This is a genomic window from Spirosoma knui (assembly GCF_054780635.1).
Map to the genome: position 1 here is coordinate 337,042 of NZ_BAAGVY010000002.1, position 21,468 is coordinate 358,509.

General features: G+C 51.3%; 17 protein-coding genes. 7 read left to right on the forward strand and 10 right to left on the reverse strand.

Going from position 1 to position 21,468, the window contains the following annotated elements; translation table 11 throughout:
• Position 1: 1 nt before the first annotated feature.
• From ACYVIY_RS06085 to ACYVIY_RS06095, 3 genes are all read right to left on the reverse strand, one after another.
• Positions 2-1,120, reverse strand: coding sequence for a hypothetical protein (locus ACYVIY_RS06085; protein ID WP_460975407.1), 1,119 nt, complete (start codon positions 1,118-1,120; stop codon positions 2-4).
• 92 nt (positions 1,121-1,212) lie between these two features.
• The gene (locus ACYVIY_RS06090) at positions 1,213-2,688 is read right to left on the reverse strand and encodes a RagB/SusD family nutrient uptake outer membrane protein (protein ID WP_460975408.1); all 1,476 of its coding nucleotides are present in this window, start codon (positions 2,686-2,688) and stop codon (positions 1,213-1,215) included.
• Positions 2,689-2,777: 89 nt separating this feature from the next.
• Positions 2,778-5,819, reverse strand: a complete 3,042-nt coding sequence (locus ACYVIY_RS06095) for a SusC/RagA family TonB-linked outer membrane protein (protein ID WP_460975409.1) — start codon at positions 5,817-5,819, stop codon at positions 2,778-2,780.
• Between the two features lie 274 nt (positions 5,820-6,093).
• Here ACYVIY_RS06095 and ACYVIY_RS06100 point away from each other — a divergent pair, with 274 nt between their 5' ends.
• Positions 6,094-7,113: a LacI family DNA-binding transcriptional regulator gene (locus ACYVIY_RS06100; protein ID WP_460975410.1), complete on the forward strand. Its 1,020-nt coding sequence runs from the start codon at positions 6,094-6,096 to the stop codon at positions 7,111-7,113.
• A gap of 33 nt (positions 7,114-7,146) precedes the next feature.
• Here the strand turns inward: ACYVIY_RS06100 and ACYVIY_RS06105 are convergent, their stop codons facing one another.
• Positions 7,147-7,920 carry an NUDIX hydrolase gene (locus ACYVIY_RS06105; protein WP_460975411.1) on the reverse strand — a complete coding sequence of 258 codons (774 nt, stop codon included), beginning with the start codon at positions 7,918-7,920 and terminating at the stop codon, positions 7,147-7,149.
• A gap of 445 nt (positions 7,921-8,365) precedes the next feature.
• Between ACYVIY_RS06105 and ACYVIY_RS06110 the strand changes: the two genes are divergently transcribed.
• From ACYVIY_RS06110 to ACYVIY_RS06120, 3 genes are all read left to right on the forward strand, one after another.
• Positions 8,366-9,247, forward strand: coding sequence for a formylglycine-generating enzyme family protein (locus ACYVIY_RS06110; RefSeq protein WP_460975917.1), 882 nt, complete (start codon positions 8,366-8,368; stop codon positions 9,245-9,247).
• Positions 9,248-9,313: 66 nt separating this feature from the next.
• Positions 9,314-10,999: a sulfatase family protein gene (locus tag ACYVIY_RS06115; protein ID WP_460975412.1), complete on the forward strand. Its 1,686-nt coding sequence runs from the start codon at positions 9,314-9,316 to the stop codon at positions 10,997-10,999.
• 296 nt (positions 11,000-11,295) lie between these two features.
• Positions 11,296-11,493 (forward strand): hypothetical protein, encoded by a 198-nt coding sequence (locus ACYVIY_RS06120; RefSeq protein WP_460975413.1) that lies wholly within the window; start codon positions 11,296-11,298, stop codon positions 11,491-11,493.
• Positions 11,494-11,582: 89 nt separating this feature from the next.
• Here the strand turns inward: ACYVIY_RS06120 and ACYVIY_RS06125 are convergent, their stop codons facing one another.
• The 5 genes from ACYVIY_RS06125 to ACYVIY_RS06145 all read right to left on the reverse strand — a co-directional run bounded on the left by ACYVIY_RS06125 (position 11,583) and on the right by ACYVIY_RS06145 (position 14,034).
• Positions 11,583-11,846, reverse strand: a complete 264-nt coding sequence (locus ACYVIY_RS06125) for a barstar family protein (RefSeq protein ID WP_460975414.1) — start codon at positions 11,844-11,846, stop codon at positions 11,583-11,585.
• Between the two features lie 85 nt (positions 11,847-11,931).
• On the reverse strand, positions 11,932-12,174 hold the full coding sequence (locus tag ACYVIY_RS06130; protein ID WP_460975415.1) for a hypothetical protein: 243 nt from the start codon (positions 12,172-12,174) through the stop codon (positions 11,932-11,934).
• A 330-nt stretch (positions 12,175-12,504) separates the two neighbouring features.
• A complete protein-coding gene (locus tag ACYVIY_RS06135) occupies positions 12,505-13,269 on the reverse strand; it encodes an SDR family NAD(P)-dependent oxidoreductase (RefSeq protein WP_460975416.1) in 765 nt (254 codons plus the stop codon).
• 70 nt (positions 13,270-13,339) lie between these two features.
• Positions 13,340-13,756: a helix-turn-helix domain-containing protein gene (locus ACYVIY_RS06140; protein ID WP_460975417.1), complete on the reverse strand. Its 417-nt coding sequence runs from the start codon at positions 13,754-13,756 to the stop codon at positions 13,340-13,342.
• Positions 13,757-13,794: 38 nt separating this feature from the next.
• Complete coding sequence (locus ACYVIY_RS06145; RefSeq protein ID WP_460975418.1) at positions 13,795-14,034, reverse strand: antitoxin Xre/MbcA/ParS toxin-binding domain-containing protein; 240 nt, start codon at positions 14,032-14,034, stop codon at positions 13,795-13,797.
• Between the two features lie 208 nt (positions 14,035-14,242).
• On the opposite strand from ACYVIY_RS06145, the gene fumC reads away from it, so the two are divergent.
• The 3 genes from fumC (at position 14,243) to ACYVIY_RS06160 (ending at position 17,796) form a co-directional block, all read left to right on the forward strand.
• Positions 14,243-15,643, forward strand: coding sequence for a class II fumarate hydratase (gene fumC, locus ACYVIY_RS06150; RefSeq protein WP_460975419.1), 1,401 nt, complete (start codon positions 14,243-14,245; stop codon positions 15,641-15,643).
• A 73-nt stretch (positions 15,644-15,716) separates the two neighbouring features.
• On the forward strand, positions 15,717-16,637 hold the full coding sequence (locus tag ACYVIY_RS06155) for a restriction endonuclease (protein WP_460975420.1): 921 nt from the start codon (positions 15,717-15,719) through the stop codon (positions 16,635-16,637).
• Positions 16,638-16,746: 109 nt separating this feature from the next.
• The gene (locus ACYVIY_RS06160; RefSeq protein ID WP_460975421.1) at positions 16,747-17,796 is read left to right on the forward strand and encodes a TolB-like translocation protein; all 1,050 of its coding nucleotides are present in this window, start codon (positions 16,747-16,749) and stop codon (positions 17,794-17,796) included.
• A gap of 117 nt (positions 17,797-17,913) precedes the next feature.
• Here ACYVIY_RS06160 and ACYVIY_RS06165 read toward each other — a convergent pair whose 3' ends face one another.
• A complete protein-coding gene (locus ACYVIY_RS06165; RefSeq protein WP_460975422.1) occupies positions 17,914-21,210 on the reverse strand; it encodes a S41 family peptidase in 3,297 nt (1,098 codons plus the stop codon).
• Positions 21,211-21,468 lie beyond the last annotated feature (258 nt).

Below are 21,468 nucleotides of genomic sequence, written 5' to 3' on the forward strand. Positions count from 1 at the left end.
ATTACTTATTATTTTGAGTAGCGTTACGTTCAAATGTTTTTAACTGCGCCACAACTTCCTGATTTCTTGGTTTCTGCTTAGCTAACAACTGGTATATCGCCTGGCCCTGCTCCGAGTCTGAACGGTTGAGGTGACTGGCTAGCTGCACCTGGGCTTTATCGGAGAGCTTCGGCTGTTGGGCCAGCAGTTTTAGCAGTAAAGTCGACTGTTCCTGATTCGTTTTTGGCAGTTGCAGCGCAATCGCTTCGGTCAGCGCCGGGCGAAACGGGATAGTCGTCAGTTTTTTCAGGATCGCCGTCTGGAATGGGTAGCTGGCTTGCTGATACGTATCCCACAACCACATCTGTCGGGCCTCGGCCTGAAAAAAATTGTCGCCTAGCTTTTGCAGGGCGTAGCGGGCCGTAAACAGGTTTTTCCCCTGAATGATATTCAATATATCGGGCAGAAAACCGGGGTAAATCTCGCCGTCGGGTGTAATCGCCCGGTCCATGGCCCAGTACTGATAATCGTGGTTGGTGCTGCCCAGAAACCGGTGTAGTAACGTATCGTTCTGGTAGGTTTCGGTGATGCGCCGAATCTCATTCACGACGTAGCCGTGGGCAATGTGCCAAAGCGTATAACAGGTGTACACGGCTCCGTCGATCACCTCATTTTTAACGGTTTTCAGCGTAGCACCCGCCTTCGCATCGACCGAATCGGCCAGATTTTCGGTGCCTTTCCCGACCAGATCCTCCATGCTTACGTCTTTCAGCAGGGAACTGCTGTTCCGAAGAATCGTCTGTATCTTTTCGTAGTCTTCGGGCTTGAACTCTTTATGGTCCATTTTGGTGAGCACCTTCCCCGGCGGAAAATCATAGCGGAGGTAGTTGCCCAGTAAGTCCCAGTAGAAATTGATATACACCGGCTTACACTCGCCGGTCAGACAAACCGGCGTGAAAATATTCCGAAAGAAAAATTCAGGTTCACCTGCTTCGTTGAGGGCTAGTTTGAGTGTGTACGACGTAGTGTCATTCTCGCGAATGTGGAACTCCCGGATGCGTGCCGGATCATCGGCAAACGCCAGCAACCGGCCCGAAAAGCCAAGAAGGAAACAGCCAGCAAGTATGAGCCAAGTGCGCATGGTAAAGAGTGAATGAGCGAAAGACCGGGCCGCCGGAGCGGTGAATGAGCAATTAGTAGATGTAGTTAATCACTCATTCACTCTTTCGCTCTTTATTTCCAGTCCGGGTTTTGTTCCATTTTCAGGTTGGCGTTTAGCTCGTCCTGCGGAATGGGGAAATATTTATTTTTGGCCGTTACAGGACGTGATGGATACACGCTGTTCACCGCTTTGGGGATGACGGTCAGGTATTTGCCCGTGCGGGTCAGGTCGTACCAGCGGTCACCTTCGGCGAAGAATTCCCAGGCGCGTTCCTGAATCACGGCGTCAATAAATGCGTCTTTGCTCAGGCCGGTTTGCAAATCTGGCAGTCCGGCCCGTTTCCGTACGACGTTGATGTAGCCGTACGCGGCTGGCGTTGCGCCATTTAACCGGGCTTCGGCTTCAGCCGCGATCAGATACACGTCGGCCAGCCGCAGGATGGGGATGTTGGATATATTCCCCTGCGTTGAGTTCGGGTCCTGATACTTCTTGATCAGTACTCCATCAGGCGTGATGGGCGTGATGTTTCGTTGCGGAACAAGTTTGCCACTTCTGTCCACGTAGTTCGTATCGAGTAGCTGACGCCGTTTGTCGGTCGGATCAAACGATTTGAAGAACGACATATAAGCGAACATCGACCCAAAGCTCGTGCGGGCGTATTCGACACCGGCACTACCGGCGGGGCCGCATAGGCCGACCAACTGGTGACTGCGGCCGGGCGAAATCGGATCGACTTCATACGCCCACATGTTCTCGATACGGGCCGCATCTTCCTGATCGTATTTGTAGACGTTACGTACATCAGGCATCAACGAATATTTGCCCGATGTAATCACCGCCTGCGCTTTTTCGAGAGCTTTGGCCCAGTCTTCGTTATACAAAGCCGCTTTGGCATACAGCGCGTTTACCACTTCTTTCGATGGGCGTCCTTTGTCAACGGCTGGATACGAAGGCAATCCGGCCGCAAAGGCCTGATCGAGGTCGGCGTAGATTTGCTTGTAGACGTCAGCTTTGGGGCTTTTACCAACAACCGCGTCGGCTTCCGAGTAGCTGGGTGTTATTTTGATGGCGACATCACCGAAATTTTTGGCCAGTGCCCACTGATAGAACGCCCGTAGAAAATAAGCTTCACCAATGATCTGTTTCTTCCGCGTTTCGTCCATGTTCGCGGCTGGCACTTTGGCAATAAGCCAGTTCGCTTTTTCGATGCCGTCGTAACTCGACGTCCAGATTTGCTGGGGCGATTCATTGGCCCGTCCGTTACTTTTCTGAACGGTGTAGTTGACATCATACGAGAAAAGCGTCAGCGTGTTCCGTCCCACTACGCCCCGTGGATACGTTTGGTCGTCGCTGAAATCAGGGACCAACGTCATGGCCGGACCACTGTACATATCGGCCAGTGGATCATAGGCCGCAATCAGGCCTTTTTCGGCATCGGCCGCCGTTTTGTAGAACGCTTCGGTATATATCGACGAATAAATGGTTTCGTCCAGTTCGCAGCTAGTCAGGCACAGCGCTGCAAGTATAGGGATGAGAGTCTTTTTCATGAATGTATTGAGTGATTTCGTGAATGAGTGATTGAGCGAATATTTTTTCTGAGATTATTCGCTCAATCACTCATTCACTCTTTCGCCAATTAAAGTGTGATCTGCAAGCCGCCCAGGAACGACTTTGCTTGTGGGTAAACCAGGTTATCGATACCAATCTGCGTATTTGAACCGGCGTAGGTATTCACCTCGGGGTCGAAGCCGCTGTAGCTGGTCAACGTGAAGAGGTTGTTGGCGCTCACATACACCCGAATGTTCTGGATGCCTTTGATCCGTGGGAGCGTATAGCCCAGCGTTACGTTCTTACAGCGCAGGTACGAACCGTCTTCCACGACGTAGTTGCTGATGGGCATACGACTACCCTGCGCCGGAGCCGGAAACTCGTTGCTGGGATTGGTTGGTGTCCAGCGATTCACAACACCTTGCAGCATGTTCCGTTGGCCCAGTGGCTGGCTAAACGACAGGCGGCTGGCGTTGTAGATGTCGTTACCCTGCGAGCCCGACAGAAACGCACTGAAATCGAAGTTCTTGAACGACAGGTTCGTCGAGAAACCGTAAATGAAGTTCGGATTTGGATTACCCGTAATAATCTGGTCGGCCGCCGAAATGGTGCCATCTCCGTTTAGATCTTTTACTTTCTGGCTGCCTAATGTACCCCCATAGCCCGGCAGAATGGTTTCGCCGGTCTGGTTCACACCGTCAAATACATAGGTTTTGAACAGACCCAGCGGACTGCCAACTTGTAGGACGGTGTAGGTTGTCACGAAACGCTCCTGCGTGGTGCCGCCATCCAGATCAAGCACTTTGTTGCGGTTAAACGTAGCATTGGCCGATACGTTCCATTTCAGCGGCCCGTCCAGAATCCGCGCATTGGTGGCCAGTTCAAGACCTTTGTTTTCGAGGGCGGCAAAGTTACCCGTTATATCTCTGTAGCCCGAGCTTAACGGCAGCGTTTTTACGTAGAGCAGGTCGCGGGTTGTCTTTTTGTAGACATCCACAATAAAGCTGACGCGGTTGTTCAGGATGCCCAGGTCCAGACCGATGTTGGTTTGAGCCGACCGTTCCCAGCGCAGGTCGGGGTTGGCAATGCCCGACGGATTGATTCCGGTTACGAAGGTATGGTTGATGTTGTAGTCGCTGCCCGAAGCCGAAACCGTGGCCAGTGATTGATACGGATCGATACCAGCTGCGTTTCCGGTGATCCCATAACTGGCGCGTAATTTCAGATCAGAAATCCAGTTCACCGATTTTATAAAGGGCTCTTCAATAATCCGCCAGCCAGCCGATACCGCCGGGAACACCCCGTATTTGTGGTTTGCCCCAAACCGGCTCGAACCATCGACCCGCGCCGTCAGATCTAGGAAATACCGGTCTTTAAACCCGTAATTGATCCGGCCCAGATACGAATCGAGCCGTTGGGTCGTGCGGTTACTGGTTACGGTTCGGTTCAGGGCCAGCTGCAGGGCTTCGTTCTGCGTCGCATCGTTCGGGAAGCCTGTAGCATTGATCTGGTTCTGGTTGTAATTCTCGGATTGAGAGGCAAATACGCCCGTAAATTTCAGCGAATGATCTTTGGCGAACGTCGTGTTGTAGGTCAGAATGCTCTCGTGGAGCAGCGCCAGGTTGTTGGTATTCGTTTTAGAACCAGCACCCGAATTGTCGTTTAAATCTGACTTGTTGACGATCGAACGGGGCGAATACGTGTCGCGAAGGGTACTCTGCATGTCGATATTAAATGAAGCGCGGTACGTCAGTCCTTTCAGGATCGTGACATCTCCGTAGATATTGGCCAGCGTCCGGCGAATGGCGGTCTGGTTCAGAATAGCCGTGTAGTTTAGTGGGTTGATCACCTCGCGGTACTGCCCGTTTGCCTGCTCGCCGAAGGGGAAAATAGTGCCGTCTTCGCGGTAGGGTTTCAGAGTTGGCGGGGCACCAATGGCTGCGCCCAGCACGGTTCCCGTCACTACGCCTGCATCGCCAATGTTCTGGTTACCCGTGGTGACACCCGAATTGGTGGCGTAACTCCCTAAAATACTCGTGCCGACTTTTACACGGTCGCTGATGCGGTGATCGACGTTCAGACGGAAGGAGTACCGTTTGAAGTTGGAGTTAATGATAATACCGTCCTGGTTGAAATAGTTGGCCGAGAGTGCCATCTGAGTTTTCTCAGAACCGCCATTGATTGATAGCTGGTGGCTCTGAATGGGAGCCTGCCGGAAAATGATATTCTGCCAGTCGGTGCCTTCGCCCAGCGACGACGGATTCGCGTAGTAGTTGTTTTTGAAGGTTTCGTTTTCAACCTGGGCAAACTCAGCCGCATTGAGCACATCCAGCTTTTTGGCTACGTTCTGTACGCCATAGTAGCTATCCAACGTAACGCGGGTAGCGCCCGTTTTACCGCGTTTGGTCGTGATCAGTACGACGCCGTTAGCCGCCCGTGAGCCGTAGATAGCGGAGGCCGACGCATCCTTCAGGATTTCGACCGATTCGATATCGTTCGGGTTAATGGTCGAGAGCGGGCTGACGCTGTTGATTTCACTGCTATTGCTCGAGCCATTCGAAATCTGAATTCCATCTACGACATAGAGTGGTTCTGAGTTTCCGTTGATGGAGTTTGTTCCTCGAATCCGGACGCTGATGTTGCCGCCGGGTGCACCCGTATTCTGGCTTACCTGTACGCCCGATACGCGGGCCTGTAACCCCTGCGCTACGTTGGCAACGGGCGTTTGCACCAGCTCGGTCGATTTTACCGATGCAATAGCGCCGGTCGTTTCAATTTTCCGCTGCGTACCATATCCAACTACTACCACTTCGCCCAGCGAACGGTCGTCGGACTGCAACGTTACATCGATGTTGCTGCGGTTGCCGACCGTTACATCCTGCGATACGTAGCCGATGAACGAAAACGTAATCACGGCGTTGGCGGGTAAATTGGGTAGTGAGTAACGGCCCTCCGTATTTGTGGTTGTGCCGCGCTGCGTGTTTTTCAACACGACACTAACGCCCGGTAAAGGGGCTCCGTCAGAGCCAATGACGCGTCCGCTTACTGTGTTCGCTTGCGCCCGTGCATCTGTTCCTGCCCCGAGGAAGAACAACTGCATGAAGACAAGAATCTGTACGATTTTTTTCATAGAAGGAATAAGGGAAAAGTGCAATTTTTTTGGTTGGTTTCCGTAGAGTCTAATTAAAGCAACCGTTCTGGCTTATTTAGTGCCCTTATGGGGTATATCCAGACTGTACGATACAATATGCTTGAATGTAGATCAATTATCAGCTTTTAGCAAGATTTATTGTAATTATTCTATTGGAAACGTTTCCAATTTTTTCTGGAAACGTTTCCAATTTTATGTAACCTTTTCAAAGTATTTTTAGGGTTTATTCGTCTTTTACAGGAAAAATACAAAAATGAAATCGCATCAGACGACGATCATCGACATCGCCCGGCAATTAAATTTATCGAATGCTACGGTGTCGAGAGCCCTGACCGGACATCCGCATGTCAATGCCGAGACCCGACGAAGGGTACTTGAACTGGCTGAGCAGCTCAATTATCAGCGCAATCAGGTTGCGATTTCGTTATTGACCAGTCAGACGCATACCATTGGGATCATGGTACCTGAATTCATTTCGTATTTTTTTCCTAAAGTGATTATTGGTGCCCAGGAAGCGCTGGCTGAAGCGGGGTATAACGTAGTGATCTGCCACTCGAACGAGTCGTACGAAACCGAGGTTACGAACGCGCGTGCGTTACTGGCCAGCCGGGTCGATGGGCTGATTGTATCGCATACGAAGGAAACCCGCAACTTCGATCATTTCCGCCAGTTTCAGCGGCACGGAATTCCGGTTGTTTTCTTCAACCGGGTGTGCGAAGATATGGACGTACCGAAAGTCGTGGTCGACGATTACGCCGGAGCCTTTGAAGCGGTTGAGCATTTGATCCAGACGGGGCGTCGGCGGATTGCGCACCTGGCCGGTCCGAATACGTTGCCCAACAGCCGAACACGGTTGAACGGCTATAAAGACGCTCTGCAGAAACACGGCTTACCAGCTGAACCCGACCTGATTATATCGTATGACCTCACGCTTGAGAAAGCCAATATTTACGTCAATCATCTCCTGAATTTGCCCCAGCCGCCCGATGCGCTGTTCGCCATCAACGACCCAACGGCTATTGAGGCCCTGACCGTTATAAAAGGTCGGGGTTTACGAGTGCCAGAGGATGTGGCGATTGTGGGTTTCAGTAATGACCCACTGGCTGCTCTGATCGAACCGGGCTTGACAACGGTAGCGCAGCCCGTGCATGAAATCGGGCAGCAGGCCGCCCGGCTATTGGTCGAACAACTCGCGGACCGGGATGGGGACGTAGCGCCGAGAACAATTGTCTTGCCAAGTCACTTGGTAATACGGGGTTCTACCCAAAAATGAGGGGGGCGGAGTAAAATACCAGGGAATGCGGGCCTAAAAATCTTTCTCCAGGCCGTTCTGCAAAGCTTTAAAATACGTCTCCCCGTTGAAGGAGTATAAGAAAGGTGCCTTGTGAGCCGCTCCCGAATAGTGTTTTTCTTTCCGTTCTAATATGCCGTAGGACAGAATTTTCCGATTAAAATTACTCCGGTCGAGCTTACGGCCAAGAATGGCTTCGTAAATCGTTTGCAGGCTCTTCAGCGGAAACTCCTTCGGTAGCAGATTGTACCCAATCGGCTGGTAGTTAAGCTGCAAACGCAGGGCCTGTAAAGCTTTGGCAATAATAGATTCGTGGTCAAACAGCATGGGAGGGAGCTTGCCCACGTCCTGCCAGGCACAGGTAAGAGAGCTTTCGTCCGGTTGGGGCACTACCCGGGCCGAGTCAACCAGCGCGTAGTAGCCAACGGTGATAAAGCGTTGCATGAACCAGCTGTCCGCCGTTAATTCGATCCCAATTGTTTTGAGTACGTCTTTCAGATGCTGCTTGCGGTTCCGCTTGGCACTGCCGAAAACCTGAAACTGCTGCAGGAACACATCCTTCAGGCCCGTACGCTCGCAAAGGATACGGGCGGCTGCCTCGTCCAGGTCTTCGTCTTTGCCAACAAACCAACCGGGCAGCATCCACTGCTGGTTGCTTTTGGCCTGTAGCAGTAACACCCGCAGTTCATTCTGGTGAAAGCCAAAAATGACGTTATCAATGGATACAGCCGGCAAAAAATAATCGTGACCATTCAACAAAGCCTGGCTGGGCAGCGACCCGTTTGACATAAAGTGAGTCTTTTTTTGGTAGCTAGAGCGATTCTATCGTACATTGGGTCAAATTTACTCAATATAGGTTAACTTGACTCAATAAACGCGCCGGTTAAAGATAAGGTATTTGTTCTTTTTAGGGTAGTTAAAAGTCAGGAATCCTGCGGTCGGATAGGCACGTATGACTCCAGGTCTGTAATTCGCAAACGTAAGTAATAGTATGTTCAATGACCTTCTTGATGGATTCGTCTGGAAGACCGGAATTGGCCAGGCCGCTCGTTGGCTTCTGACTAGCAGCATCCTGGGTTGCTGGGGCTGCCACTCGGCCAACCAGTCCGAATCTCCCAGCGCTACTATGACGAGTTGCGGACACCAGGGGGCAGTACGTCCAAAATCAGCCGTGTTGGTGACGAGTCAACGTAACGTTACGGACACGGCGGCTCAAAAATCAAGTAGAACCGGCATGGTGTGGATACCGGGTGGCACCTTCCCGATGGGTACGGATGCATTTGAGGATGCCAGCCCTGTACACACGGTAACGTTGAACGGCTTCTGGATGGATCAGCACGAAGTCACCAACGCGCAGTTCGCTCAATTTGTCGCCGAAACCGGCTACGTAACGGTTGCCGAACGCCCGCTGAATCCGCGGGACTATCCAGGTGTCGCCCCCGCTCAACTGGTGCCGGGGTCAGCCGTGTTTACCCCACCCGCTCAACCGGTGTCGCTCAACAATCCATTGCAGTGGTGGGACTATGTTGGGGGCGCTAATTGGCGGCATCCGAAAGGACCTAACAGCACTATCCTAGGACACGAAGATGAACCCGTTGTACAGGTCAGTTATGAAGATGCTGCCGCGTACGCTACCTGGGCTGGCAAACGACTGCCTACAGAAGCCGAATGGGAATGGGCCGCCCTAGGTGGTAATAGACCGCAGACCTACTACTGGGGTAATCAACTTATGCCGGGCGGGAAGTGGCGGGCCAATATTTATCAGGGCTCCTTTCCCCAAAAGAACACATTAGAGGATGGTTATGCGGAAGCGGCCCCGGTTAAAACCTTTCCGGCCAATGCGTATGGGCTGTATGATATGGAAGGCAATGTCTGGGAGTGGTGCCAGGATTATTACCGACCCGATTATTATCAGCACTCTCCCAAGAATAATCCCCAGGGGCCTTCAGACAGCTATGATCCCCAGGAACCTACTGCAATAAAGCGGGTTCAGCGCGGAGGGTCGTTCCTGTGTAGCGATCAGTACTGTAACCGGTATAAAGCCGGAAGCCGGGGCAAAGGCGAAGTGAGCAGCGCCAGCAACAACCTCGGATTTCGGTGCGTAACATCCCGCTAACTCAGGCAGACAAACCCACTCACAAACTCATGTTGAACCCGTAGTATCCAGTTTAATCGTAAAACCATGACTCGACCGTTTATCTACCGCTCCTTTGCAGTCGCCCTGGCCCTGGGGAGTTTAGTACTGGCTCTGCCCAGTTATGTAGGCATCGAGGAGGACAAAGCCTCCCCGAAGCAGTCTCCGCCCGCCCGGCCCAATGTGATTTTTATCATCTCCGACGACCATACCTCGCAGGCCATCAGCGCCTACGGCAGTCGGCTGGCCAAAACACCCAACATCGACCGTATCGCCCGCGAAGGTGCCATCCTCTACAATAACGTGATCTCGAACTCGATCTGCGGACCTAGCCGGGCGACGTTGTTAACCGGTAAATACAGTCACACCAATGGCTATAAACTCAACGAGAAAGTATTCGATATCAATCAGCCGGTCTTTCCCGAAGAACTTCAAAAAAACGGCTACCAAACGGCCTGGGTCGGTAAAATGCACTTAGGCAGCCTGCCGCATGGGTTCGATTACCTCAATATTCTGCCCGGTCACGGGAGCTACTACAACTCGGATTTTGTCAATTCGCAGAATCAGACCAAACGATATCCCGGTTACGTAACGGACGTAGTTACCCAGCTCTCGACCGAGTGGCTCGAGAAGCGCGCTCCCGACAAGCCGTTCTTTCTGGTGGTGGGGCATAAAGCCACCCACCGCGAGTGGATGCCCGCCCTCGAAGACCTGGGGGCTTACGACAACGTTACCTTCCCGATACCTCCGACCTTTTACGATAAGTATGAGGGTCGACTGGCGGCCCAAAAGCAGGATATGACCATTGATAAAACAATGCGCTTAAAGGAAGACCTCAAGATCAATGTGGCCTATGAACTGGACGAAGCCAACGTTGCCAAAGAAAAAGCGGAGTTGAACGCAGCCTATTTCGGCAATCAGCCCATCACCCCCGAGCGGGATAAACAACTGGAAAACTTTGTGCGGAACGGCTCCTACAAGCGACTCTCCCCCGAGCAGAAGAAAGCGTTCTCTGCTTACTATAACCGGATTAGCCGCGAATTTGAGCAGAAGAAACTGACTGGCAAAGCTCTGGTCGAGTGGAAATACCAGCGCTATATGCGGGATTATCTGGCAACGGCCAATTCGCTGGACCGCAACATCGGTAAATTGCTGGACTACCTGGACAAAACTGGTCTGGCTAAAAACACAGTCGTCGTTTACACCTCCGATCAGGGCTTTTACCTGGGCGAACACGGCTGGTTCGACAAGCGGTGGATCTATGAAGAGTCGCTCAAGACGCCGTTTGTGATTCGTTATCCGGGGGTAATCAAACCCGGTACCCAGGTACGTAACGTGGTATCGAACGTCGATTGGGCGCCTACACTATTGAACATTACGGGGACCAGCATTCCGAAGGAATTCCAGGGCAAATCGTTTCTGCCAGTACTGACCAGTCCCAAAACCAACTGGCAGGATCAGGCTTACTATCACTACTATGAGTATCCGGAGCCGCACCACGTAGCGCCCCATTTCGGACTGCGGACCGAACGCTACACGATTGCGCGGTTCTACGGTCCTGATAACTTCTGGGAGTTGTATGATATTCAGAAAGACCCTCATAACCTGAAGAACCTCTACGGTCAGAAGGGTTACGAAAAAATAACGGCTAGCCTGAAGGCACAGCTCAGAGCAGATATCATTAAGAACAAGGATGACGAAGCCCTGAAGCTCTTTGAGACTAGTCCAAAATAGATCACAACAATACAATATAGAAAGGCGTCGGACCACTCAGGCTGAGGAATCCGACGCCTTTTTTGATGAAATAGGAGAGAAGCAATGAAAATTTTTACTTCCCGCAACGAATAAATGCGCTACAGTTATCTTCGAAAAATAGACACTAGAATATTATTTTGCTATAATTACAATACAACTAAAATAGTTAGTTGCTACTTTTGTCTGTCGTTTCAGAGCTACCCCAAGTCTAGCTTGTTATTAGCGAGGCAACGGTCATTGGCTTTGATTCTCTTCTTTCATTAATTGAACTCTTTATGGCTGCCCACAAGAAGCAAGTGATCCGGATCGTTTTTGATGTGCTTGATGAAGCTAAACACAACCTATGGCTCAACGGGGATTTATCCGTTACGGCTTCGGACCCAGATGAAGCGATTGATTGGGTGTTTACCCAAATGCAACGCCAATTTAACCGAACGGATATTCGGCTCTCACGCGTACGGATTTGTGCTTAGCAATGAGAATAGGGCAGCTTAGAATGGCTGTCTCTGCGTTGTACTATAATTCTAAGTTGGGGTGAATGGCCTCAGTCCCGACCAGAGTGTCAGGCAAGCACTATAGATTTGGGAGCCATTTCTTGGTTATAATCCTGAACAACCTGCCTTAAAATCTGCATGTCGCGCGGGCAATGTTGGGCGAACTCATCCCAGTGGGTCAGTGTCAATTGGTGAGGCATTTCAACAACGGCAACGATACAATCCCAGAAGGCATCCCAGCTTACACCATACCAGTCGGGAAACTGGAGTTCACGTTTGAAAAACTGGTGAAGGGCCGTTTTGGTGGTAATACCTGTTAAATCGAGTAGCATAAGTAGGTCTGGGGGTAGCCTACAAAAATGCCCTACAGCATGTCTTCAGTTGTAGGGCCTGGTAATATAACTATAGAAGTTCTGACTACTGAACCATAATCTGGAACCCAGCTCCTTTTAAGACGTTAACCAGGGGTAAGGGAGCCACGCCAAACATGTGTTTTTCCAGCCGCAGGATGCTGTGATGCTGACCACCCTGCTCTTCAACCGATTCCCGGTAGTCAAGCGCTTGCGACAAGCAATCGAAACAAACTAATTCCTGGCGATGGGTGGACGACTGATTTCGGTCAAGCCGGGTGGATAGCGTTGTTTTGAGGGCTGAAATCATAACGGTCTGAATGAGGAATATTAGAATAGTACACTAAATTACGATTGAAAAATGTCTTGGCAAAATTTTTTTTCAATATAAGTAGCTGAAAAACAACGATTAATATAAAAATTATAGAATTTATGGGTTTATTCTTATTATTCGATAAGTATAAAAGCGTGTATAATGTAACCTCCACAATATTGTTCGATTGAACCTAGCTATAGCCTGTACTGGTAACTCCTTTATAGCCAGTGTCTGAGTGATACGTAGTAGACAACATACTTCAACAAAAAGGGCCTTCCACTGCGGAAGGCCCTTTTTGTTGAAATCAGCGGGCACGTACGGGCACTACAAAAACATACCGCCCGAAACCTCGATCCGTTGGGCGTTGATCCAACGGGCCTCCTCGCTGCACAGGAACGCAACGACCCCGCCAATGTCGTCGGGCAGGCCAACCCGGCCCAGTGCGGTAATCGACGCTATGTGACTATTCATTTCCGCGTTGTCGCGCACCCGTCCTCCGCCGAAGTCGGTTTCAATTGCACCAGGAGCTACTACGTTCGCTGCGATGCCGCGTTCACCCAACTCTTTGGCCAGGTAGCGGGTGAGCACTTCTATGCCGCCCTTCATGCTGGCATAGGCCGACGAGCCGGGATTAGAGAAACGGGCCAGACCCGACGAGATGTTGATGATACGTCCGCCATCGTTGAGCAGAGGAAGGGCTTTCTGCGTCAGAAAAAACACGCCTTTCAAATGAATATTCATCATCTCGTCGAACTGATCTTCGGTAGTCGTTGCAAAGGGCACGTACAAGCCCGTGCCTGCATTGTTGATCAGAAAATCGAAGCGGTCAGTATTGAAGGTGTCGCGCAGTGCCGTGCTGACCTGCTCATAAAATGCGTCGAAACCTTGCACACGACTGCTGTCGAGCTGTACGGCAACGGCATTTTGACCGAGGGTCTTGATCTCTGTTACTACAGCCTCGGCCTCTTCCTGTTTGCTGTTATACGTCAGCAAGACGTTGATGCCTTTTCTGGCCAGACTTAAGGCCATGTTTTTGCCTAACCCCCGGCTACCACCGGTCACCAACGCTATTTTGTTTTCAGTTGCCATCGTTTGCTGGATTTAATAATGGCACAAAGTTGGGCTGCGCAGCCGGGCGGGCTATGGTGACAGTTTCAGATTAAATGGTGAGTAGTTCAGTTTTTTCCCAGTTGGCCTGCCACTGCTCTTCCCGGTACTGCTTCGGTGTTACGCCCTGAAATCGTTTAAAGAACTTCGTAAAGTTCGACGGATCGTAGGTGAGCGTACCCGCAATTTCGGCAATGGGCTGCTGGGTATCCCGCAGCAGCGTCCGGGCAACATCCAGAATTTTCTCTTCAAAAAAGAAGCAGGGTGCCTTTCCGGTAGTCAGTTTGATGGTGTTGCTGAGGTGTGTCGGGTGAATATTCATCTCACCAGCAATATCCCGAATTTCATACATTTCTGTTACACGTCCGGCCACCAGGTCGGCCAGGTGCCGGTCGATGATAGCCAGAAAGTCGGCCGTTATTTCGTGCTGCCGGGCGGCTATTTTCTGGGGAAGTTTATACGTTGTCATGGCGGTTACCAGGTTCTATAAAGCTGGTACTAACTACGCTAACCGTTTGTGCGCGTTTTTTGATTCTTTTCTCTAAAAAAGGTACCCCATAAAATTGCGTTCAGAACATGATGACACCGCCGACGCCCTGACTCCGAATGAATTAAATGGCTCGGCTTACATCCACCCAGATTGGGAATGTAGCTATTAAGCCAGTCATTGTAGGCTTCGGTAGACTGAAATACTTCTAAACCTTTTTGGTAAAGGATTTTCGCGGTGATTTCTTTTGGAGACTCCATTTATAAACCCTCGTTGATGCGCGTAAAACTGCTGAATCGTATGGGAAAACACAAGCCCCGTTCTACCTTTGCGGCTCAATCAACGAGTGAAATCGGACCGCCGAAGCGGAGCGAATGAGAGGAAGAGTGTATCGTATCATTCGTGCATCCAGCGTTCGCTCCGCTTCGGCGGTCCGATTTCACTCATTTATTCTTTCGCTCATTAACTATGGAATACCGCATCGAGAAAGACACGATGGGCCAGGTACAGGTGCCGGCCAACGTTTATTGGGGCGCACAAACCCAGCGTTCCATCGAGAACTTTAAAATTGCTCAGGACATCAATAAAATGCCCCGCGAGATCATCCGGGCGTTTGCGTACCTCAAAAAAGCAGCCGCACTAACGAACCTCAACGCGGGCGTTTTGCCGCAGGAAAAAAGTGATTTGATTGGTCAGGCCTGCGACGAGATTCTGGATGGTAAGCTCGATGATCAGTTTCCGCTGGTCGTCTGGCAGACGGGTTCGGGAACCCAGTCGAACATGAACGTGAACGAGGTGATTGCCTACCGCGCGCACGTTCTGCATGGCGGACAGCTAACCGACGAGAAGAAGTTTCTGCACCCGAACGACGATGTGAACAAGTCGCAGTCGAGCAACGATACGTTCCCGACGGCCATGCACATTGCGGCCTATAAGATTTTGCTGGACGTAACGATTCCGGGCATTACAAAGCTGCGCGATACGTTGGCGGCTAAGTCGAAGCAGTTCATGAATGTCGTCAAGATCGGCCGGACGCACTTTATGGATGCCACACCGTTGACAGTAGGGCAGGAGTTTTCGGGCTACGTATCGCAACTCGATCATGGCCTGCGCGCGATCAACAACTCACTGGCGCACCTGAGCGAACTAGCCCTTGGTGGAACCGCCGTTGGAACCGGCATTAACACCCCCCCGAACTACTCGGAGAACGTAGCGAAGCACATTGCCAACGTAACGGGTTTGCCCTTCATTACGGCTGAAAACAAGTTCGAGGCTCTGGCTGCGCACGATGCCATTGTCGAAGCGCACGGCGCTCTGAAAACCGTTGCGGCCAGCCTGATGAAGATTGGTAACGATATTCGGATGCTGTCGAGCGGTCCACGGGCGGGTATCGGCGAGCTGTATATTCCTGACAACGAACCCGGTTCGTCGATTATGCCGGGCAAAGTAAACCCAACGCAGTGCGAAGCGATGACAATGGTAGCTGCGCAGGTGATGGGGAACGACGTAGCCATCAACATCGGAGGCATGAATGGCCACTTTGAACTGAACGTATTCAAGCCGGTCATGATCTACAACTTCCTGCACTCGGCTCGTTTGATTGGTGATGTCTGCGTGTCGTTCAACGATAAGTGCGCGGAAGGCATCGAACCGATCGAAGCCAACATCAAAAAGCACGTCGATTCGTCGCTGATGCTGGTAACGGCTCTGAATACCAAGATTGGCTACTACAAAGCCGCTGAGATTGCCCAAACCGCTCATAAAAACGGTTCTACACTTAAAGAAACCGCTCTTCAACTCGGGTACCTAACCGAAGAAGAGTTCAACGAGTGGGTGAAGCCGGAAGATATGGTTGGAGAGATTAAGTAAACTATTATTTAAATTCCTTGTCATTTTTAATATAGATTTGGTGTCGGGAGCAAGACTTCTGACACCTTTTTTTATGCCTATCCCTGATTATCAAAGTGCTATGCTACCTCTATTGAAGGCGGTAGCTGATGGACGTGAGTACAAATTCAACGACTTAGTTGAAACGCTTAGTGATCAATTTAAACTAACCGAAGAAGAAAAGAATGAGCTTCTACCAAGTGGTCAAACGTTCCTGTTTGGTAATAGAATAGGCTGGGCAAGGACGTACTTGAAGAAAGCCGGCTTACTAGACTCGCCAAGGCGAGCGGTGATTATTATCACTGATCGGGGTAAGGAAGTGCTGCATAAGAATCCGGCAGAAATAAATGTCAAGTTTTTAAAGCAATTTCCAGAATTCGTCGAATTTCAAACGCCTAAAAAAGATGAGTTTGTTGTTGAGCCATTATCCACAATGATCGATGAGAGCTCTCAACAGACGCCAGAGGAAACGCTTGAAGGCTCGTATCAGCGTATTCGTAAAACACTAGCGCAAGACCTACTAAATAAGGTGATTTCGTTACCTCCTGCCTTTTTCGAACGGCTTGTTGTCGAGCTACTGGTAAAAATGGGATATGGTGGATCTATAGCCGACGCGGGTAAAGCGATTGGGAAAAGTGGTGACGAAGGTATTGATGGTACCATCAAAGAAGATAAGCTAGGTTTGGATATCATTTACATCCAAGCTAAGCGTTGGGCACCGGGAAACGTAGTTGGTCGGCCTGAGTTGCACAAATTCGTCGGGGCATTAGCTGGGCAAGGCGCAAAGAAAGGCGTGTTTATTACGACATCAAGCTTCTCAAAAGATGCCTTGGAGTATGTACCACGTAATGAAACCAAAATTGCCTTAATTGATGGTGAGCAGCTCGCTCAGCTCATGATTGATTATAACTTAGGCGTCACGCTTCAGCAGACGTATGAGATCAAACGCATGGATAATGATTATTTTGGCGAGTAAAATAGGTGCATTAAAAAGCCGAATGTATAACGTTTCGGCTTTTTTCGTTACAACGGTTATCCATACATTCGGGTCATTGATTCAAACCCTTTCCTAAACTTCTTACCGTATGAAACGCCTGGTACCTATGGCCTGCCTGCTGGCACTTTTAGCTGGTTGTGAAAAGGATGAACAGCGTTCGTATCCACCTGTACTTTCGGAAACGCCGGTGAATCTGGGGGCTATCAACTCTATTGATGACGATTATAACTCCAATCTGAGTGTAGTCGGTGGGGTGATGGCGTTGACTTTCTCGTCGAAACGGGGTGGTCGGTCCGATTTTAATTTTGTACAGGAGTCCTTTAATTATGCCTTTGATCTGAAAAAGGGAACCTTCACTTTCGACAATCAGCCGTACGGAGGGTTAGACGTTGTACAGGAGCAGAGACCGGTCTACTGGGCTACTGACATCGCCAACTCGACGGCTAATGAATTAGGGCCTTATATCCGCTCGTACGATCACGACTTGTTGAGTGATGGCAGTCGCCGACACTATGGCGAATACCTGATGCTGTTTGCCTCGGACCGGACGGGCGATCTGGACGTTTACCTAACGCATAACTACAAACCTACTGCAACCACTACGTCGACAACCAGCAATACACTGGATGGAAAGACCTTCGGCAAACCGGTCCCCGTACCCTTTCTGAACTCGTCGGCCGACGACGGGTATCCGACATTCGATAAAACCTACAGCTCGATCTATTTCACCTCAAACCGGGGTGGTACGTTCGACGTCTACAAAGCGATACTGCCCGACGTTCCTCGTACGGAGTTGCACAGCCGCTTGCCGTCGCTGACGAACGTAACAGTCGAGCGCGTAGCGGAATTATCATCAACGGCCGACGACAAATGCCCATTCATTGACGGAAGTACACTGGTTTTTACCTCAAACCGACCCGGTGGCTACGGAGGCTATGACTTGTACTACAGCAAATGGGACGGAAGCCGATGGTCTGATCCGGTCAACTTCGGCCCGACCATCAATACGTCGTACGACGAATATCGGCCGATCCTGAACAGTCAGGCAAATTTTCTGAATCAACTCATGATCTTCTCCTCAAACCGACCCGGCGGTAAAGGCGGCTTCGATCTGTACATGGTCGGCGTACCGCGGTAACGCACTTTGTACGTAAAATTCGTTGATTCGGCCTTCAAGAATGAAGTAACAATGGCCGCATCAACTTCAAAAACGAACAAGGCCCGCCCAATTAATTTTAGGCGGGCCTTGCTCTGTTTATTCCTTCTCTGTCAGCACTCGGTTGGGCTTGGTTTGATCCAACTGTTTTAACAGTTCCTTCACCGCTACATCGAGCTGAACATTCTGATCGGTGTAGCTTTCGCCGATGGGGCGCGAAACGGGAACATCAACCGGCCGCGGGGCCAATTCCATGTTCTTGCCATTATTATCAGTGATCTTGATAAAAGGCAGGCGGATCGTTGAGCCGTCGATCAACTGGGCTGCCGACGTATAAATAATCCAGCCGGCCGTGGGTTCGCCCACCACTTTGCCGAGTTTCAACGCGCGGTAGCCTTCCGTGAAATCCTCCGCATCGGATAGTGAGTGTTGATTGGTAACCAGAATCGTGGGTGTTTCCAGCGCCCGTTGCCCTAACTGCGTACGGGCCGGAGCCGAGGGCAGGCCACGGGGCGTCATCGTCATATACCCTTTGCGGGCAAACACATCGAGGGCGTACGCGTTCACGAACCCACCATTGTTGTTCCGTACGTCAACTACAACACCCTCGCGGGCGTGGTTTTCAGCGTCAAGGTCAACATACAACTGAGCTAACGACTCCGCCGACATATCGAACATGTGTACGTACCCCAGGCGGCCATTACTGGCTTTCGCTACGTAATCACGCTGTTGCTGGACCCACTGTTTATAAAGTAAACCCTTTTCGGTAGTCAGATTTACAGGCCGAATGATGACTTCGCGGGGAGCTGCATTAGCCGATGTTGCTACGGAGAGCGTTACGCGTCGGCTGATCTTATTTTCGAGCAGTTGATCCAGGTTCGTCTGGGCATCGACTGGTGCTCCATCGACCGCCAGCAGGTAATCGCCCGGTTTGATGGTGCCCGTCAGAGCTGCCGGACTCAACGCAATGACTTCGGTGATACGTAGCTTACCGGAGCGCTCGTATTCAGCCCGGTCGAAACGTAGACCAATACGTCCCGTCGTAGTCTGAACCGCGCTCGGCGGACCCGAAACACCCGAGTGCGACGCATTAAGTTCACCCACCATCAGGCTGAGCAGGCGACGTAACTCATCGGGCGTACGGGCGCTGGATGCCAATGGTTCGTATTCTGCTTTTACGGCGTTCCAGTCGGCACCATGAAACTCAGGGTCGTAGAACCCTTTGTTCTGCACATCCCACGCCTGACGAAATACCTGCACTTTTTCGGTCGAAAAGTCAACGTCCAACTCAGCCGTAATAGCCAATGGTTTTGAATCGCGCCGGTCGAGGCTGATGGTCTGGATACGTCCCTGCTCTAAATAGTACACCTCTTTGCCATCGGGCGAGAACTGAGCCCCGCTTTTTGAGCCGAAGGTAGAGGTGAGCTGCCGGGCAACGGGCTGGTCGCGGGCCAGCTCATCGAGCGAATACGTGTACAGGTTCTGCTGACCGGCCACGGTAGCCACGAGCAGTAAGGTTTTACCATCTTTGCTGATGGTGTGCGCATCTACGTCGACCCCCACAGGCAATAAACTCAGTCGCTGGCGGATGCCCTCGAACACGATACGTAACGGCTGTTTCCCCGCCGATTTCTGGGTCGTATCGGCCGAAGCCGAAAGGGCAGTTGTATCGCTGGTAGCCGACTTTTTGGGCGCAGGAGTTGGCGTTGTGGAGATTATCGTCTTCGGGACTTCCTCGTTGAACAAATCGCGAAACTGATCTTCGCGGAACTTGGGCGTGCGGGGTACGAGGTCGATGCGGGCAATCTGCGCCAGTTCGGTACGTTGGGCGGTCTCGAACAGAATGTATTTTCCATCGGGACTCCAGTTGATGTCTCCCCCGAACGTATTGGCGACGAAGCTTATGGCTTTGCTGTCACCACCCTGCGCCGGAACGACCGATACGTTACGAAACGTCTTAGCCCCGTAGCTGGCGAAAGCGATCCATTTGCTGTCGGGCGACCAGACAACCGAACCCCCATTGGCAAACGGTGGGCGCCCCAAGTAGCCTTTATACAACACGCGCTCTTTTTTAGTAGCCAGATCGAGCACGCGCAGTTCCTGCGCATTGCGCACAAACGCCAGGGATTTGCCGTCCGGCGAAGTAACGGGTGAGCCATCATCCGTATTGTCGTCAGTCAGCCGCGTTTCAACGCGTGTCGAAAAGTCGTATTGGAACAGGTGACTTACGCCATCCCGATCCGATGCATACACCAGACTGCGGCTGTTCGGCAACCAGGTCGGCTGGGATTCAACGGCGGGGCTGTTGCTAATTCGGACCGCATCGCCCCCGTCTTTGGCCGAAGCTGCAAAGACTTCGCCATGCGCAACAAAAGCCACTTTCTTGCCGTCGGGCGATAAAGCTAACTCCCGAAACTGCGCTGTGAGTCTTAACCGATCTACGGCTGGGCTAGCCGATGCGCCCCTGAGCCGAATCGCCAGCGGAGCCGCCTGTTTGCTGGCGAGGTCGAGTTTCCAGATCTGGAAATCCCGTTCGAAGACAATGGTACGGCTATCGTAGCTGACCATCGGCCACAGAACACGGCCATTTTTAAACGTGGTTAGAGCTGTTGGATTCCCACTGAGCGGATGAGCATATAAATTTTGAATACCGTTGCGGTCGGATACGTAATACAACGATTTGCCGTCAGCACTCCACATAGGCCACAGTTCTCTGGCTCCTGATTCTGTGAAGCGGTGATACGTCGGATTCTGGCCCTTTTTATCAATATTACGAAGCAGCCAGATTTCGCTTTCGTCCAGGTGGCTGCGGCCTTTGCGCCACCATTGGCTGGAAGCAATGCCTCGCGCGGAGAAGGCCAACGTCGTGCCATCAGGTGAGGGGGAGCCGTAAAACTCATTCGCGTACCGATCGGCCGTGACGGGCATCGGCGTGCCGCCTGTGATCCGCACGCGATAGATGTCGTTCATGCCGGCAATGTCGCGGCTGGTAGCCTGAACGTATACCATTCGGCTATCGCGCGACCAGGCTGTCAGCACTTCGTTGCCATCGTCGTAGGTTAAGCGCTTTACCTCGCCTGTTTCCAGCGTCAGCAGATAGACGTCGCCGTTTCCGGTACGCGAGGACGTAAAGGCCAGGTACTTTCCGTCGGGCGAATACAGCGGACGGGATTCGTTGTCGGGGTGCGATATGAGTAGGCGAGCTTCACCACCCGCTGCGGAGACGGTCCAGATGTCGCCACCGGAGACGAACGCGATTTCGGAGCCGTCGGGTGACAGGCTCGGTTCGGCAAAGGCAAAACGGGTTGTAGAGGAAGGCGATTGCGCCGGGACAGCGGCTGGTGTGAGTGTACAGAGGAAGGCCGTAAACCAGACCAGTTTTGGAAAACAAGGCATCAGTAAGCGTTTTTAGGATTTGCCAGCCCCTAAATTATCAGTTTTACGCTTACCAAAATTTACTCTTTACGTACAAAACCAGGGAAATAACGTTATTTCCGTTTAATCAAATAAGCTCTCTTAGGCTATTGAGCCGAAAATTCCACGCTGCTTATGACCAGAAATGCGTAAACGATCTCCAGGCAAATCGCGTAGCCAGATAACCAGAACCAGCAATCACCAATGTGAGGCATCGTCAGTGCCTTACGTAGCCAAAAA

Coding starts and splice junctions, on each gene's coding strand:
- ACYVIY_RS06130 (WP_460975415.1), bottom strand. CDS start 12,174: ATGATTTCAGCCCTCAAAACAACGCTATCCACCCGGCTTGACCGAAAT.
- ACYVIY_RS06160 (WP_460975421.1), top strand. CDS start 16,747: ATGAAACGCCTGGTACCTATGGCCTGCCTGCTGGCACTTTTAGCTGGT.
- ACYVIY_RS06085 (WP_460975407.1), bottom strand. CDS start 1,120: ATGCGCACTTGGCTCATACTTGCTGGCTGTTTCCTTCTTGGCTTTTCG.
- ACYVIY_RS06165 (WP_460975422.1), bottom strand. CDS start 21,210: ATGCCTTGTTTTCCAAAACTGGTCTGGTTTACGGCCTTCCTCTGTACA.
- ACYVIY_RS06155 (WP_460975420.1), top strand. CDS start 15,717: ATGCCTATCCCTGATTATCAAAGTGCTATGCTACCTCTATTGAAGGCG.
- ACYVIY_RS06145 (WP_460975418.1), bottom strand. CDS start 14,034: ATGGAGTCTCCAAAAGAAATCACCGCGAAAATCCTTTACCAAAAAGGT.
- ACYVIY_RS06125 (WP_460975414.1), bottom strand. CDS start 11,846: ATGCTACTCGATTTAACAGGTATTACCACCAAAACGGCCCTTCACCAG.
- ACYVIY_RS06105 (WP_460975411.1), bottom strand. CDS start 7,920: ATGTCAAACGGGTCGCTGCCCAGCCAGGCTTTGTTGAATGGTCACGAT.
- ACYVIY_RS06110 (WP_460975917.1), top strand. CDS start 8,366: ATGGTGTGGATACCGGGTGGCACCTTCCCGATGGGTACGGATGCATTT.
- ACYVIY_RS06090 (WP_460975408.1), bottom strand. CDS start 2,688: ATGAAAAAGACTCTCATCCCTATACTTGCAGCGCTGTGCCTGACTAGC.
- ACYVIY_RS06115 (WP_460975412.1), top strand. CDS start 9,314: ATGACTCGACCGTTTATCTACCGCTCCTTTGCAGTCGCCCTGGCCCTG.
- ACYVIY_RS06100 (WP_460975410.1), top strand. CDS start 6,094: ATGAAATCGCATCAGACGACGATCATCGACATCGCCCGGCAATTAAAT.
- ACYVIY_RS06140 (WP_460975417.1), bottom strand. CDS start 13,756: ATGACAACGTATAAACTTCCCCAGAAAATAGCCGCCCGGCAGCACGAA.
- fumC (WP_460975419.1), top strand. CDS start 14,243: ATGGAATACCGCATCGAGAAAGACACGATGGGCCAGGTACAGGTGCCG.
- ACYVIY_RS06095 (WP_460975409.1), bottom strand. CDS start 5,819: ATGAAAAAAATCGTACAGATTCTTGTCTTCATGCAGTTGTTCTTCCTC.
- ACYVIY_RS06120 (WP_460975413.1), top strand. CDS start 11,296: ATGGCTGCCCACAAGAAGCAAGTGATCCGGATCGTTTTTGATGTGCTT.
- ACYVIY_RS06135 (WP_460975416.1), bottom strand. CDS start 13,269: ATGGCAACTGAAAACAAAATAGCGTTGGTGACCGGTGGTAGCCGGGGG.